Genomic DNA, 14660 nt, shown 5'->3' with positions numbered 1-14660 from the left:
TCCCACCCCGCCGCCGACGCACCGGGTGACCCGTCCGGCCCCCGCCCGCGGCGGCGACGGCGTGCTCACCGCGCCGATGCCCGGGGTGGTGGTGGAGATCGACGTGGCCGTCGGCGACACGGTGAGCGAGGGGCAGACGCTGCTGGTGCTGGAGGCGATGAAGATGCGCAACGATCTCAAGGCGCAGCAGCCGGGCGTCGTCCGCCGGATCGAGGTGCAGGCCGGCGACCAGGTGCGGCACGGCGACCTGCTGCTGGAGATAGAGAGCTGAGCCGATGGACGCCGAGACGCTCGCCCAGCTGCTGCAGGGGTTGACCGCCCTGACCTGGCAGTCGGTGGTGATGATGGCCGTCGGCGGGCTGCTGATCTACCTGGCGATCGCCCGCGAGTACGAGCCGCTGCTGCTGTTGCCGATCGGCGCCGGCGCGATCCTGGCGAACCTCCCGCTGTCGCCGCTGGTCGGGCCGGACGGCATGCTCACCCTGCTCTACGAGACCGGGGTGGGCAACGAGCTGTTCCCGCTGCTGATCTTCATCGGGATCGGCGCGATGACCGACTTCGGCCCGCTGCTGGAGAACCCGAAGATGGTGTTGCTCGGCGCCGCCGGCCAGTTCGGCATCTTCCTCACCTTGATCCTGGCGTTGGCTTTGGGGTTCAGCCGTGACGAGGCCGCGTCGATCGGCATCATCGGGGCCATCGACGGACCGACCTCGATCTACGTGTCGGGCATCCTGGCGCCGCACCTGCTGGGCCCGATCACGGTGGCCGCGTACAGCTACATGTCGCTGGTGCCGCTGATCATGCCGCCGGTGATGCGGCTGCTCACCACCCGCAAGGAGCGGGCGATCGTGATGCCCTACAGCCAGCGCGAGATCAGCCGACGGACCCGCATCCTGTTCCCGATCGTGGTGACCGTGGTGGTCGGGGTCGCCGTCCCGTTCGCCACCCCGCTGATCGGCTGCCTGATGCTGGGCAACCTGATGCGCGAGTCCCGGGTGGTGGAGCGGCTCACCCACGCCTCCAGCAATGAGTTGACCAACGTGGTGACCCTGTTCCTCGGCCTGGCCATCGGTTCCACCATGACCGGCGAGAAGTTCCTGCAGCTGGGCACCCTGGCCATCCTCGGCCTGGGCCTGATCGCGTTCGTGCTGGACACCGCCGCCGGGGTGCTGTTCGGCAAGCTGATGAACGTCTTCTCCGGTGGACGGTTCAACCCGCTGATCGGCGCGGCCGGGATCAGCGCCTTCCCGATGGCCGCCCGGGTGGTGCAACGCGAAGCCAGCCGGGAGAACAACGCCAACTTCCTGCTGATGCACGCGATGGGAGCCAACGCCGCCGGACAGGTGGCCAGCGTGATCGCCGGCGGCGTCCTGCTGGCCCTGATGGGTGCCGGCTAGCGGATCATTCGGGCGGCGCCCAGACACTGTCGTCCGGACGCGGCCGCGGCGCCGGCTCGTCCGGGGTTCGGCCAGCGGGTTCGGGCTCGTCCGGGGTTCGGCCAGCAGCCGGTTCTGGCTCGCTCGGCTCCGCTCTCCAGAATGCGGACTCGTCCGGACGGCCGTCGACGGCGGTCACCTCGACCGGGGCGAGATCACCGGGGTCGGCGAGCTCCTGCTCGTCCGTTTCCCGGTCGATGCCGACGGGCTGGTCGTCGATGCCGGCGGGCTGCTGGCTGCGGCGACGCCTCCGGTGCTTGGCGACCACCAGCCACAGCGCCATCACCGCCACCCCGGTCACGAAACCCACCAGCGGCCCGATCACCGCCCAGGACGGTCCGGGATGGTCGAGCCCCTCGGCGGCCAGCCCGTACGGCCTGACCAACTGCTGGGTATCGCGGAACCGCGCGGCATTGCCGTCCGCCACACCGTTGGTGCTCACCACCTGCCCGGGAAACCGGACGGCGATGTCGAGCTGGCTGAGCGCCGAGAACAGGTCGCCGCCAGTCGCCTCACTACCCGGCGCCACGGCCAACGGATTGAACGAGAACACCAGGAACTCACCGGCGTGCGAAACCCCCAGGTAAGGCCGCAGGCTCTCGGGATGAACGGTTCCGCTGACCTGGCAGACCGGGTTGCCGTTGGCGTCGGTGCGGGTCTGGAAGGTGAGCGAGACATCCAGGTAGAACGTCCCGTCGCAGCGGTCCGCGCCGCCGAAGGTGAGGTCGACGGCCAGTTCGTCCGCGGAGCGCACCTCGATCGTCCCGGACGCGCTGCAGCCGGTGAGCAGCAGCAGCACGACGGCGACCAGAACGGCCGCTCCTCGCCTGATCGTCAGCGGCATGGACGCCTCCCGGCAGGTTCGGTGAGTGAGCGCCATCCTCGCACAACGGGTCCTCGGCGTGGGCCCCGGCAGGCGATCCCCGGCGTTGTCGGAGGCCTGTCGGGACACGACGAAAGGGCGGCCCCGGCTTCGGGACCGCCCATTCGGGAGTCTGTGGATTACTCGGCGGCGAGCGCCACGTTGACGACCTTGCGGCCGCGCCGGGTGCCGAACTCGACCACGCCGGGCCGCAGCGCGAACAGGGTGTCGTCGCCACCGCGTCCGACGCCCTCACCGGGGTGGAAGTGGGTGCCGCGCTGCCGGACCAGGATCTCGCCCGCGTTGACGACCTGGCCGCCGAACCGCTTCACGCCGAGCCGCTGCGCATTGGAGTCGCGACCGTTGCGGGAACTGGATGCGCCCTTCTTATGTGCCATCTCGTGCTACCTCAGCCTTCGATTCCGGTGACCTTGACCTGGGTGTACTTCTGCCGGTGGCCCTGGCGCTTCTTGTACCCGGTCTTGTTCTTGTACTTCAGGATGCGGATCTTCTCGCCCTTGGTCTGGCCCAGCACCTCGGCGCTGACGCTGACCTTGGCAAGCTTCTCGGCCTCCGTGGTGATGGACTCGCCGTCGACGACCATCAGCGGGGTCAGCGCAACGCTGTCTCCCACCGCGGCCTCGACCTTGTCGATCTCCAGGACGTCGCCGACTGCAACCTTGTGCTGGCGGCCGCCACTGCGCACGATCGCGTACACGCCTGACCCACTCTCTTCGATATCGATGAATGCAATGCCGGCGTGGACGGGCGAACACGGACGAACCGACATCAGCCAACGGGCCCACGGGCACCGAGGATCAAGAATACGGGTCGATCGGGAAGGGGGTCAAACCGACGGGCCGGCAGGTTCCCCCCACCGGCCCGTCCGCTCGCTCGACGATCAGTCGTTGCTCGCCTCGACCACGCTGGCGCCGTCGGCCGCCCGCTGCACCGCCGCGCACCCTTCCTTGGCGCCGGCAAGGCTGGCGTAGGCCTGCCCGGTCGCCACCACCTCACCGTTGCCGGCCTTGAGCCGGAACCGGAACTTGCCGGCCGAATCCTGGTAGACCTCGAACTTCCCTGCCATCGGTACTCCTGTTCACACCTGGCTGGACGGCCATCGTCCGTTGTCATCGTAGAACGGGGGCTGGGCCGACACCAGGAACCTCGGACGTGTCCGCCACTCCAAGAATGGCGATTCTCCGCCTGACCCCGCGGTTTTCGCCTTGGCTACGGTACGTAGCATCCGGATTCCGCCTTTGCCGCCCGTTCACCACCGCCGCCTGACTAGCGTGGCTTCATCAGCACCACCGAACCAGGAAAGGCCCATCGTGACCCTCGGAGAGAAGATCCAGGCTGCCCGCAGCCACGCCGGCATGACCCAGCAGCAGCTCGCCACGAAGCTCACTGTGTCCCGCCAGGCAGTCACCAAATGGGAGAACGACAGCGGCATTCCAGACATTCAGAACCTGAAGGCGCTCGCCGCGCTCTTCGATGTCAGCGTCGACTATCTGGTGGCCGGCGACGAGGCCGTGTCGGGACGCCGGATGCGGCAGCCGATCAACCTCGACGACTACCGTCCGAAGAGCAGGTCGCGCGCGCTCGCGGTGCAGGCGCTCTACCCGAAGGCGGCGGCGATTCACGAGCTGCTCCGGACGCGCCGGCGCACTCCCCTGGAGTGGGTCATGGAGTTCCTGGTGGACGTCGACTTCGTCCGGGCGATCGACAGCGTCGACAAGTACGCCGCCCACTTCCTGGTGGACCTCGGCGACCGTCAACTGATCGCGACGGTGAAGCGCGACTGCATCGAGAGTGAGGAGCTCACCGAGCCGTGGGACGGCCGGGGCACCCTGCTGATCGGCACGGACAAGTTCTGGCGCTCGGACCGGACCCTGCAGAACTCGCTGCGGATCTGAGATCGGCCCGGTGTGCGCCGAGCCAGGGGCGGTGAAGGACCGGTCCGCGCGGGCCTATGACGCTCCCCCGCCCTACTGCGTCCGGGCCGGGTGCGGCAGGATGGCCGGGTGAGCGATCTCGTCCATGTCATGCGTCCCGACGGGAACCTGCCCGTGCACCGCTGGCTGCCGGCCTCCGGCAGCGGCCCCGGCGTGCTGGTGCTGCAGGAGATCTTCGGGGTGAGCCCCTACATCCAGCAGCGCTGCGCCGACCTGGCCGCCGCGGGCTATGTGGTCTACGCGCCGGAGCTGTACTTCCGGCTGGGCCGGATGACCTTCGCCGAGGACAGCCCCAGCTACCTCCAGGAGGGCATGGGCGCCTCGCAGCGACTGGATTGGGAGCAGACCGCCGCCGACGCCTCCGCGGCCCTGGACGCCTTGCGGACGGCGTCCGAGGTGACCGGGAAGGTAGCCGTTCTCGGGTTCTGCTTCGGCGGCGGGCTGGGCTTCCAGGTGGCCGCCCGGAACGCCCCGGACGCCCTGGTCGCCTATTACGGGTCCGGCATCCCAGGCCTGCTCGCGCTGGCGCCGAGCGTCAGCTGCCCGAGCCTGCATCACTGGGGGCTGGCCGACAGCTTCTTCCCGCCCGCCGTGGTGGAGCAGGTGCGCGAGGCGGTCACCGGCACCGGGGTGCCGGTGGAGTTCCACACCTACGAGGGCGCCGAGCACGCCTTCGACAACCCGCACCCGATGTTCTTCCACGCCGAGGCGTCCGCACTGGCCTGGACCCGGACCCTCGACTTCCTGGCCCGCAACCTGGCCTGACGGCGCTGACGTCGTCGGTCGAGCTTGTCGAGACCCCGCTGCAACGTGTTTCGACAAGCTCAACCGGCGAACTCCGCGACGAACGGCCGGGCTCACCAGTTCGGACGGGAACCCCGGCGGTCGTCCTTGCCCTCGTCGGTGCCGCCGTCGGGCTGGTCGGCGCGGCCGTTGCGACGCCGCGGTTCGGAGAGGTCGCGGAAGCGGTCGGCCAGCCAGTCCCGCGCCTGGCCGAGGCCGTGGCCCAGATCGGAGAAGACTCGGCCCAGGCTCTCGTCGAAGCGTCCGAACTCTTCGCTGTAGTGCTTGGCGGCGGCGGACGCCTCGGCCGAGATGCTGGCCTCGGCGTCGTCCTCGCGGCGCGGGTAGTCGCCGTCGAGCACCGTGCGGTAGTCGCCGGACTTCACCCAGCGGTCGAGCTCCCCGGCCCGCACCACCGCGAACGGGTGGCTCTGGGTCTCCACCAGCAACACCCGGATCAGCACGTCGCGGACGTCGTCGTTGGCGTGGTACTCGCCGGCCTGGGCCAGGAACGCCTCGGCGTTGAGTTCGTCGATTCGGCCGCCCGAGGCCATCTTCATGTGCGCCCGCAGCGCCACCTCGGGCTGCTGGTCGGCCAGCAGCCCGGCCCGGTCGGCGGACAACTCGGACTTGCGCTGCCACTCCATCAGCGCCGCGATCACGGCCCGGACGCCGAGCGCGCCGAACGGGATCGCGAACAAGGTGGTGGACAGCGCCAGCAGGACGCCCAGCAGGGTGCGGTAGACGGCGTGACCGCTCAGCACGTGACCGAGTTCGTGGCCGAGCACGAAGCGCAGCTCGTCGTCGTCCATCACGTCGACCAGGCCCGAGTTGAGCACGATCACCGGCTTGTCCAGGCCGATCGCCATCGCGTTGATGGTCGGGTCGGCCCGGATGTACAGCTCGGGCAGCACCCCGGCGTCCAGGGTCTCGCCGGCTTCGCGGTACAGCCGGTGAACCCGGGCGAACTGGCGCTCGTCGGCCCGGACGGCCGAGCCGAGCAGCAGCATCCGCACCGCCCGTTCGTTGAGGAAGCCGGACAGCTGCTTGAGGATCAGGTCGAACCCGCGGAGCTTCCGCAGCGCGACCAGCGCGCCACGGTCGGCCGGGTGCTCCCAGGCCCGGGAACTGATGGACGGGAACCGGACGCGCGCGGTGTCAGTCATGCGCTCCAGTCTGCCCTGCCGCGGGCGCGGCCGAGACGGTAGGTTGCTGCCTACACCTGATTCGGTGAGCAGCGCCATCTTTTCCGGGCTGCGCAGTATCAACGGGACACCTGCCGGCTCCTGGCGGGTGTGGGAACAGGGACGCTGATGGCGGCATCGGATGTGGCAGGGCGCTCGGACGCGGCGGAGACCTCCGTCTGGGTCCGGGCCGCTGCGTGCTTCGAGCGCTGGCGGGGCGGGGAGGCCGGCGCACTGGACGAACTCGTCCGGCTGATGACGCCGGTGCTCTGGCACACGGTACGGGCCTACGGGTTGACTCAGGCGGCGGCTGAGGACGCCGTCCAGAACACCTGGCTGGCACTGGTGCGCAACGGGCACCAGGTGGCGGAGCCGGCCGCGATCGGCGGCTGGCTGCTGACCACCGCCCGGCGGACGGCGTGGCGGACCAAGTCCGGCGATGGCAAGGCCACCGCGGTCGAGGACGCCCAACTCGCGGCCGGGCTGCCACCGACCGCGGCGGCCGAGACCAGTGCCCTGGAACAGCTCTCGGGCTCAGCCCTGTGGGAGCACGTCCGGAGCCTCGACGACCGGTGCCAGCGGCTGCTGCGCATCGTGGCGTTCGACGACCGTCCTGACTACGCGGGCCTGGCTCAGAACCTGGGCATGCCCATCGGCAGCATCGGCCCGACCCGGCGCCGCTGCCTCGACAAACTGCGCAGCTCGCTGGAGAAGGGTGGCCAACTGTGAACGACGAGGAACGCGACCCCCTGCTGGTCGCCATCAAGAAGATGTACGAGGAACTCGATCCGCCCCCGGCCGGGCTGACCGAGCGAGTCCTCGTCGCGCTGGCGGTCGACGACCTCGACCTGGAGTACGAGCTGCTCACCATGGTGCACCGCTCGCAGCAGCTGGCCGGCGTCCGCAGCGGCGACGACCAGAAGCTGGTGATGGAGTTCACCGCCCCCGGCGTCACGGTGATGCTGCGGATCAGCCCGGTCGACGCCGGCCATCGACGCATCGACGGCTGGGTCACCCGCACCGCCGACGCCAACGCCGAGCCGGCCGAACTGACCGCCTCGCTGTGGCAGGAGCAGGGCACCCACACCTGCGTCGTGGGCGCCCACGGCCGCTTCGAGTTCGCCGGCGTGCCGCGCGGCCTCACCCGGCTCGACCTGATCGGCGCCGGCGCCGAGGACGCCTTCCGCACCACCCTGTTCGAGATCTGACCAACGACGAAGGATCGCACCGTGATCGACAAGAAGCCCCCGGCTGACCAGCCCCAGAACGACAAGCCAACCAATACCCCCCGGCCGCGCCGGGATCCGATGGACCGAGATCCGGTGGTTCCTCCACGATCCGTCATCGATCCGCTGTCCGGACGGGTGCTCGACCCGGGCACCGCGATGCGGGTGGAGGGAATCACCCCGCGACCCACCGTCTATGTCGGCACGTCGCTGCTGATCGCCCTGGACCGACTGGACGACGTGCTTCCGATCCTGCAGAAGGTCGGCGAACTCAAGGGCTGGACCGTCCAGGTCGACGAGACGTTCAAGGCCCCTCGGGTGACGGTTCCCGATCCCGGGAATCCAGAGAACCGCATTACCCTCGGCCTGGCCCGTGTGGTGCTGGGGGTCAGCCCCGGCGTTGCCGCCTCGTCCCCGGACGCTTGGGTACTGCTACAGCTGGCCCGCGCCGAGGCCGGGGTGGATGCGCTGGTCGGCGTTGGTCTCGACCACCTGATGATGACCTCGCCGGTCTGGGATCCGCACCCGGTCTGGGATCCGCACCCGGTCTGGGATCCGCACCCGGTCTGGGATCCGCACGGCGCACCCACCAGCTACGCCCGACCCGGTTCGGGCGGACGGCAGCCGGTCGCCTTCGTCGGTCATCCGCCCTACCGACACGAGGAATGCTCGGTGCGACCCCACGTCGCGATCATGGACACCGGCATCGGCAAGCATCCGTGGCTGGACCAGATCGTCATCGAGGACACGCCGAGCCTGATCCCGCTCGACCCGGACACCGACCCGGAGGTGGGCGGTGACCTGGCCGGCGCCTTGGACGGCGAACTGGACACCAACTCCGGCCACGGCACCTTCATCGCCGGACTGATCCACCAGGCCTGCCCGGACGCCGACATCTTCTCTTGGCGGATCGTCGACTCCGAGGGGCCGGTGCCCGAGAACCGGGTGCTGACCGCATTGATCGGTCTTGTCGAGTTGGTGCGGAAGTACTACGACCGCGAGCCGGGCGGCCTCCGCATCGACGTGCTCAGCCTCTCCCTCGGCTTCTTCCACGAATCCCAGGACGACACCCTGACCGAGCATCTGCTCGGCGGTCTGCTCGGCTCGCTCGGCACGATGGGCGTCACCGTGGTCTGCGCCGCCGGCAACGAGTCGACCGCCCGGCCCCAGTATCCGGCCGCGCTCGGCCCGTGGCGTCCGGCCGAAGGAGAAGCGGAGAAAGTGGACGCGTTCCGGCTGCCGATCGTCTCCGTCGGCGCGCTCAACCCCAACTCGACCGAAGCGCTGTTCAGCAATACCGGCCCGTGGGTGCGGGCATGGGCCTCCGGCGCGTCAGTGGTCAGCACGATTCCGGCGTTCCAGGGCGGCTATCTGCCGCTGGCTCGAATCACGTACGACGGACACACTCGCGAGAGCATCGATCCGGACGACTTCACCGGTCAGTTCGCGGTGTGGAGCGGGACGTCTTTTTCCGCGCCGCTGGTGGCCGGGCAAATCGCGCATCACCTGTTCCGCACCATGCCGGCCGACGAGGATGCCCACCGCGCCACCGTGATGGAACGAGCCTGGATCGCTGTTACGTCAGTAACGGACATCGTGGCACCATGAGGGGATGTTGACGGCCCTCGAGTTACATGAACGTGCTCGGGCCGCCAACACCGCGTGGCGCTTCAAACAGGCTCGGCAATTGCTGCTGAAGGCCTTGCGGCGCACCGATGATCTGACCACCCGCGCGATCATCGAGGGCACCCTCGGTTTCGTCGAGGCAGAGTTGGGCGATCCGCAGACCGGGCTCAGCCTGCTCGACCACGCCCTGCGGCGACGCGAGGAACTGCCGGCGGTCGAAGTGGGCAAGATGTTCGCGCAGCGGGCGCTCATCCACACCCGGCTCGGCGAGATGCGACAGGCGCTGGTCGACTTCACCCAGGCGATTCCGATGCTCGCCGAGAGCGTCGAAGAGACCGGACGTGCCCGGATGAACCGCGGCAACGTCCATCTCGCGCAGGGTTCGATCGGCGCCGCGCTGGTCGACTTCGAGGCCGCCGCCGCCGCCCTCCACGAGGCCGGCCTGGAGATATTGGCGACCAAGACCAGGCACAATCTGGCCTATTCGGTGATGATGAGCGGCCAACTGGCGCGCGGTCTGCAGTTGATGGACGCCGAGGCCGGCGCTATGCGGGCGGTGTCACTGCAGCTGGCGGCGATCTCCGACCAGGATCGCGGTGAGGCGCTGCTGGCCGCCGGCGTGCACGACGAGGGCCGCCGCAACCTGCGGCGGGCCGCCGAACTGTTCGGACGCATGGGCTGGCGGCGTGCGCAAGCCGAAGCCGAACTGGCGCTCGCGCGGGCCTGGGTGGTCGACGATCCGGCGACGGCCGCCCGGCTGTCGAAGCGGGCGGGCCGACATTTCGTGCAAAGCGGTGCGCCCGCCCGGACCCTGCAGTGCGAGGCGGTCGAGACCGCCAGCATCATCGAACGGGGTCGCGGGTCCGCCGACGAGGCGACCCAGCTCGCCGTCCGGCTGAGCCGAGAGGGACTGCGCCGGGACGCGACCTGGATGCGGGTCTACGCCGCCCAGGCAGCGCTGGCCGAGCGCCAGACATCCGTCCGGCTGCGGGTTCCTCGGGACGCCAGCCTGAGCACCCGGCTGCTCGCTTACGAAGTACGCGCCCGTGCGCAGCGGCGTCCGGGCGATGCGTTGCGTGTGCTCCGGGCTGGGCTCGATGAGCTTCACCAGTGGCAGTCCACGTTCGGCAGCCTGGATCTGCAGACCGCGACGGTCAGCCACGGTGCGCGGCTCGCGCAGCGCGGGCTGGAGTTGGCCGTCCGGACCGGACGCCCGCAGCTGGTCTACGAGTGGGTCGAGTGGCTGGACGCGGTGTCCACCCGCATCGTCCCGCTGCGGCCCCCGGCCGACCCGGAAGCGGCCGCCGACCTGACCGAGTTGCGAGTGCTTGCGCAGCGGCGTCCGGAGCCCGGCACGCCGGATGCCGAGCGTCAGTCCGAACTACTGGAACGGGTCCGGCGCCGGTCGTGGAGTGACCAGGGCTCGTCGACGGTGCACGCGGTCGTGCCGTTGGATCAGCTCAAGGCACAGCTGGCGGCGACCAACGCCACCCTGCTGGCACCACTCGCCGCCGACGGCCAGGCCTGGATGCTGGTGGTCACCTCGACGTCCGCGGATCTCGTCCGGATAGCCTCCACCGACGAGATCAGCGCCGCACTTTCCGGTCTGCCCGCCGATCTCGACATGGCCGCAGCCGACCTGCCGCCGATGATCGCCGACAGCGTGGTGGCCGGACTCCGGCAGCGCCTGGACGAACTGGACCGCACCGTGTTCGCACCCGTGGCCCATGCCCTGTCGACCCGACGGATCGTGATCAACCCGACCGGGATCTTCTCCGGCATCGCATGGACCCTGATGCCGACGCTCAGTGCGCACGCGGTCACGATCCCCCGCAGCGCCTCGGAGTGGGTGACGCGAAGCCGGTCCGTCCACGAGTACGCCACCGCTGGCTTCGTTGCCGGACCACGCCTGTCCCGCGCCGGGGAAGAGGTGTCGGTGGCATCCACGCACTGGCCGGAGGCTGTTGTGCTGACCGGGGCATCCGCGACGGCGTCCGCTGTCAGCGACCTGGCCGGCCGCGTCGACCTGTTGCACCTGGCCGCTCATGGGCACCACGTGGTGGACAACCCGCTGTTCTCCAACCTGGAACTGGTGGACGGTCCCTGGTACGGCTACGACCTCGACCAGTTGCCGCAGGTGCCGGAGACGGTGATCCTGTCGGCCTGCGAACTGGGCGCGACCACGATCCGGCGCGGCGACGAGTTGCTGGGGCTGACCACGGCCTGGCTGCACGCCGGCGCCCGCTGCGTCATCGCGTCCCCGGCAAGCGTGTCGGACGAGGTCGCGGCCGCGATCCTGCCCGACATGCACGCCGAACTCGCCAACGGACTGCCACCGGCGGACGCCCTGGCGGCTGCAACGGCCAAGCACCCGGACCTGCTGTCGACGTTCCAGTGCTACGGCGCCGGCTGGTGAGCTGAGGACGCCAACCATCTGCCGAACGAGATGAAATCCCTTGCCAAGCTCGTGTAGATGCCATCAGGGCGACCGGATCAACCCTCTTTCCAGCGGTCCGGTTCGGTAAGAATCTGTCGAAATTTTCCTTGCCCGCTCACAAGACGGGGTCGAAATTGTGCTTTCTAGGTGTGAAGACCTTGCTTTCCGAAGTGCTCGCCAGCGAACGCGTGCTGCGCCGCCGGGACCACCATGAACTGCGTCGGCCGATCGACCACTGCCTCGACACCGGGGAACTGATCGCGGTGCTTCCTGGTATCTACACCGCGCCCGCGCCCGATGTGGAGACCCTCGCTTTGTCCGCCGCCCGCTACCAGCCGGACTGCGTGGTGGTGGGAGCCGCAGCAGCGCGGCTGCTGTGGTGGCCGGAGTGCGCAGTCGACCAGGTGGACATCGCGGTGCGCTGGCCGTCTCCCGCCTGGCGCCAGTACCGCGTTGAGCACCGTGTGGTCCCATCCGATCTGATCGTCGAACGCGGACCGGTGCGTATCGCCAACCCGGCCCTGTCTGTGCTCGACCTACTGCCTGCTCTGGGTGGTCGAGTGATCGATGAGGCGCTCCGGCTTCACGCGGTGACGTTGCCCGTGCTGTGGCAGGCGCTCGAGCTCACGGTGGGCCGGCGCGGCAACCTGCTGCGCCGCGAGTTGCTCCTCGACTCCCGCGATGAGCCGTGGTCAGAGGCTGAGCGCGCCGCGCATCGGGCGCTTCGTGCCGCAGGCATCACCGGCTGGGTGACCAATCATCAGATCGAGGTGCTCGGCCACACCTACTTCGCCGACATCGCCTTTCCGCGGCTTCGGCTGATCGTCGAGATCGACGGCCAGGAGTTCCACAACAACCCCGAGGCGTTCATCCGTGATCGGTGGCGCTGGTCCCGGATGACCGCAGCGGGCTGGCGGGTCCTGGTGTTCCCGGCCTCGGCGACGAGCGAACCGGCGGAGATGATCACCCTGATCGAGGCCACACTGGCCGCAGCCAAGCTCACCCAACGCGGGTAGGCCGACGTCATCCCGAGAATCCCCGACTCGATCGCTTTCGACCGGCGTGTCGCACCTTTTTGAGCAATCGAGTCGGGAGTTTTCGGGATGGTCAGGCCATGAACTCGGCGACCGCGGTCACTGCCCGCGTCGCCGCACCCCGGTTGAACGAATGCGTGCCAGGCACACCGACGATCGTCGGCTGTGCTCCCCCGGCTTCTCGCGCCGCTATCCGGACATCGTCGGGTGACCCGAACGGGTCTCGCTCACCCTGCACCACCAGCACCGGACCCGTGACGCCGGCCAGTTCGGCGATTCGCGACGATTCGGGCTTTCCGGGCGGGTGCAGCGGGAAGGCCAAGCAGATCACGCCGGCCTGCCGTTCGTCGAAGCAGCGGCAGGCGACCCGGGCCCCGGCGGAGCGTCCGCCCACCCACAGCGGGACGCCGGGGTAGCCGTCCGCCAGCGCCTGGAGCGCCGGGCGCCACCCCTCGTCCAGGGTCGGTGGACGAGGCCCGATCCGTTTGCCGGCCACCCGCCAGGGCTGCTCGTGCAGCACCACGGTGATCCCGCGCGCCGGGAGTTCCTCGGCGAGCGCGACCAGGTCGAAGGCGCCGATTCCGCCGCCGGCGCCGTGGCCGAGCAGCAGCACCGCGTGGGCGTCCGGGGCGGGGTGCACGGTGAGCCGCGAGGGGCCGTGCGGGGTCTCCACGGTGATCACCGACATGCCTGCATTGTCCCGTGCCCGGCGGCTCCACGGCACCTGTCACTATGGAGGGCATGGATGTGACCTGGATCGGGGCCGGCATCGGCGTCCTGCTGCTACTGGCGTGGGCATGGCGGGCGCAGCGGCGGAAGTTCGCCGACGAGATGTTCGCCGGCGTCATTCCCGGGTTGACCCCGGCCGGCGGCCAGCCGGAGAACCGGGTCCCGGTGCCGGGCGGCGCCGAGTACTCCGGCGAGCTGGCGGTTGCCTTCAACCCGCCGCGCGGGGTGCGTCCGGGACTGGCCGGCACGGTGGTCGACGGCAAGCCGGAAAGCCGCGACGTGATGGCGACCATCGTCGACCTGGCCGCCCGCGGCCACCTCAGCCTGACCGTGGTGGAGAGCCCGCGCTCCCGTGGCGGCAAGGACTGGGAGTTGCATGTCGCGGACAATCCGCCCACCGACGCGCTCGACGACATTGAGCGGCAATTGCTGCACGACCTGTTCCTGGCGGCACCGGACGTCCGGCTTTCGGAGTTGCCGCGGCAGGGCAACTACGCCTTCAGCGACTACCAGTACGCATTGGCCAATCAGTCGTACGAACACGGCTACTTCCGGCTGGTGACCGGCATGCACCCGGTCCGAGTGGTCTGGATCGTCGCCGGCCTGCTGCTGATGCTCGGCTTCGGTATCGGCAACGGCGGGTTCATGGCCGCCGGGGCTGTCGCCGCGCTCGGCGGCGCGCTGATCGGGGCGCGCACCACCCAGCGTCCGGTGCGGACCGCGGAGGGAACCGCGCTGCGCGTCCAGACCCTCGGCTTCAAGCGCTATCTGGAGACCGCGGAGGCCGAGCAGTTCTCCTACGAGGAGGCGGCCGGGATCTTCTCCAAGTACCTGCCCTGGGCGATCGTGCTGGGCGTCGCCGACCACTGGGTCAAGGTGTTCGGCGATCTCGCCGCGCACGCCCGCGCGGACGGCTACGACGACGACTTCGACCTGCTCTGGCTAGGGGTGATGGGTTGGGGCATGCAGGACGCGATGTTCTCGCTGGCGATGTTCTCCGCGCTGGACGGCTTCGACGGGGTCGGTGACATCGGCTCGCTGGGCGACGCCTTCGGCGACTCCGGCGACCTGTTCGACGCCGGCACCATCGACACCCTCGGCGCGGACGCCGGCAGCGCGTTCGGCGACTCCGGCGGTTTCGCCGGCGACTTCTCCTCGGTCTCCGACGGCGGCGGCTGGGGTGGTGACTTCGGCGGCGGTGGCGACTTCGGGGGCTTCGGCGATTTCGGCGGCGGCGGAGACTGACGCGTCCGCCCGTCCTGGCTCACCAAGAGAACAAGGTCGCGACGGGAGTCCCCGCCGCGACGTCGCAGGTAATCCGGGCAGGGAGCACTGGTCGTTTCACGTCCCCCGGGCCTCGACCCGGGATCCCGGGCGGGAGAGATCCC

General features: G+C 69.7%; 16 protein-coding genes. 10 read left to right on the top strand and 6 right to left on the bottom strand.

All coding sequences use genetic code 11. From position 1 onward, the window contains the following. Positions 1–271 (top strand): acetyl-CoA carboxylase biotin carboxyl carrier protein subunit (locus QM582_RS09950; RefSeq protein ID WP_415084005.1); only part of this gene is annotated, 271 nt, incomplete at its 5' end. Between the two features lie 4 nt (positions 272–275). Then, positions 276–1397, top strand: a complete 1122-nt coding sequence (locus tag QM582_RS09945; protein WP_415084003.1) for a sodium ion-translocating decarboxylase subunit beta — start codon at positions 276–278, stop codon at positions 1395–1397. Positions 1398–1401: 4 nt separating this feature from the next. Here the strand turns inward: QM582_RS09945 and QM582_RS09940 are convergent, their stop codons facing one another. The 4 genes from QM582_RS09940 to QM582_RS09925 all read right to left on the bottom strand — a co-directional run bounded on the left by QM582_RS09940 (position 1402) and on the right by QM582_RS09925 (position 3385). Continuing rightward, the gene (locus QM582_RS09940) at positions 1402–2280 is read right to left on the bottom strand and encodes a hypothetical protein (protein WP_415084002.1); all 879 of its coding nucleotides are present in this window, start codon (positions 2278–2280) and stop codon (positions 1402–1404) included. A gap of 158 nt (positions 2281–2438) precedes the next feature. Beyond that, positions 2439–2696, bottom strand: coding sequence for a 50S ribosomal protein L27 (gene rpmA / locus QM582_RS09935; RefSeq protein WP_415084000.1), 258 nt, complete (start codon positions 2694–2696; stop codon positions 2439–2441). A gap of 11 nt (positions 2697–2707) precedes the next feature. Then, positions 2708–3016: a 50S ribosomal protein L21 gene (gene rplU / locus QM582_RS09930; protein WP_415083998.1), complete on the bottom strand. Its 309-nt coding sequence runs from the start codon at positions 3014–3016 to the stop codon at positions 2708–2710. A 183-nt stretch (positions 3017–3199) separates the two neighbouring features. After that, positions 3200–3385: a YegP family protein gene (locus tag QM582_RS09925; RefSeq protein ID WP_415083996.1), complete on the bottom strand. Its 186-nt coding sequence runs from the start codon at positions 3383–3385 to the stop codon at positions 3200–3202. A gap of 244 nt (positions 3386–3629) precedes the next feature. On the opposite strand from QM582_RS09925, the gene QM582_RS09920 reads away from it, so the two are divergent. Together QM582_RS09920 and QM582_RS09915 are read left to right on the top strand one after the other, a co-directional pair. After that, positions 3630–4214, top strand: a complete 585-nt coding sequence (locus QM582_RS09920) for a helix-turn-helix domain-containing protein (protein ID WP_415083994.1) — start codon at positions 3630–3632, stop codon at positions 4212–4214. Positions 4215–4322: 108 nt separating this feature from the next. Continuing rightward, on the top strand, positions 4323–5018 hold the full coding sequence (locus QM582_RS09915) for a dienelactone hydrolase family protein (RefSeq protein WP_415083993.1): 696 nt from the start codon (positions 4323–4325) through the stop codon (positions 5016–5018). Positions 5019–5110: 92 nt separating this feature from the next. Here QM582_RS09915 and QM582_RS09910 read toward each other — a convergent pair whose 3' ends face one another. Then, complete coding sequence (locus tag QM582_RS09910) at positions 5111–6202, bottom strand: M48 family metallopeptidase (protein ID WP_415083991.1); 1092 nt, start codon at positions 6200–6202, stop codon at positions 5111–5113. A gap of 147 nt (positions 6203–6349) precedes the next feature. Between QM582_RS09910 and QM582_RS09905 the strand changes: the two genes are divergently transcribed. The 5 genes from QM582_RS09905 to QM582_RS09885 all read left to right on the top strand — a co-directional run bounded on the left by QM582_RS09905 (position 6350) and on the right by QM582_RS09885 (position 12525). Next, positions 6350–6949 (top strand): RNA polymerase sigma factor, encoded by a 600-nt coding sequence (locus QM582_RS09905; RefSeq protein WP_415083989.1) that lies wholly within the window; start codon positions 6350–6352, stop codon positions 6947–6949. After that, positions 6946–7428 (top strand): hypothetical protein, encoded by a 483-nt coding sequence (locus tag QM582_RS09900; RefSeq protein ID WP_415083987.1) that lies wholly within the window; start codon positions 6946–6948, stop codon positions 7426–7428. The genes QM582_RS09905 and QM582_RS09900 overlap by 4 nt, the downstream gene beginning before the upstream one ends. A 21-nt stretch (positions 7429–7449) precedes the next feature. Further along, positions 7450–9054, top strand: a complete 1605-nt coding sequence (locus QM582_RS09895) for a S8 family peptidase (RefSeq protein ID WP_415083986.1) — start codon at positions 7450–7452, stop codon at positions 9052–9054. Between the two features lie 79 nt (positions 9055–9133). Then, on the top strand, positions 9134–11488 hold the full coding sequence (locus tag QM582_RS09890) for a CHAT domain-containing protein (protein ID WP_415083984.1): 2355 nt from the start codon (positions 9134–9136) through the stop codon (positions 11486–11488). Between the two features lie 170 nt (positions 11489–11658). Next, positions 11659–12525 carry an endonuclease domain-containing protein gene (locus QM582_RS09885; RefSeq protein ID WP_415083982.1) on the top strand — a complete coding sequence of 289 codons (867 nt, stop codon included), beginning with the start codon at positions 11659–11661 and terminating at the stop codon, positions 12523–12525. Between the two features lie 91 nt (positions 12526–12616). On the opposite strand, the gene QM582_RS09880 is transcribed toward QM582_RS09885, so the two are convergent. Further along, on the bottom strand, positions 12617–13231 hold the full coding sequence (locus QM582_RS09880) for an alpha/beta family hydrolase (RefSeq protein WP_415083981.1): 615 nt from the start codon (positions 13229–13231) through the stop codon (positions 12617–12619). Positions 13232–13284: 53 nt separating this feature from the next. Here QM582_RS09880 and QM582_RS09875 point away from each other — a divergent pair, with 53 nt between their 5' ends. Next, entirely contained in the window at positions 13285–14517 is a 1233-nt protein-coding gene (locus tag QM582_RS09875) for a DUF2207 domain-containing protein (RefSeq protein WP_415083979.1), read from the top strand. Positions 14518–14660 lie beyond the last annotated feature (143 nt).

It is taken from the genome of Micropruina sp. (assembly GCF_047607385.1).
Classification (GTDB): Bacteria; Actinomycetota; Actinomycetes; order Propionibacteriales; family Propionibacteriaceae; genus Micropruina.
Note: the sequence above shows the minus strand (reverse complement) of the source record. Positions and strands in the feature narration are given on the sequence as shown.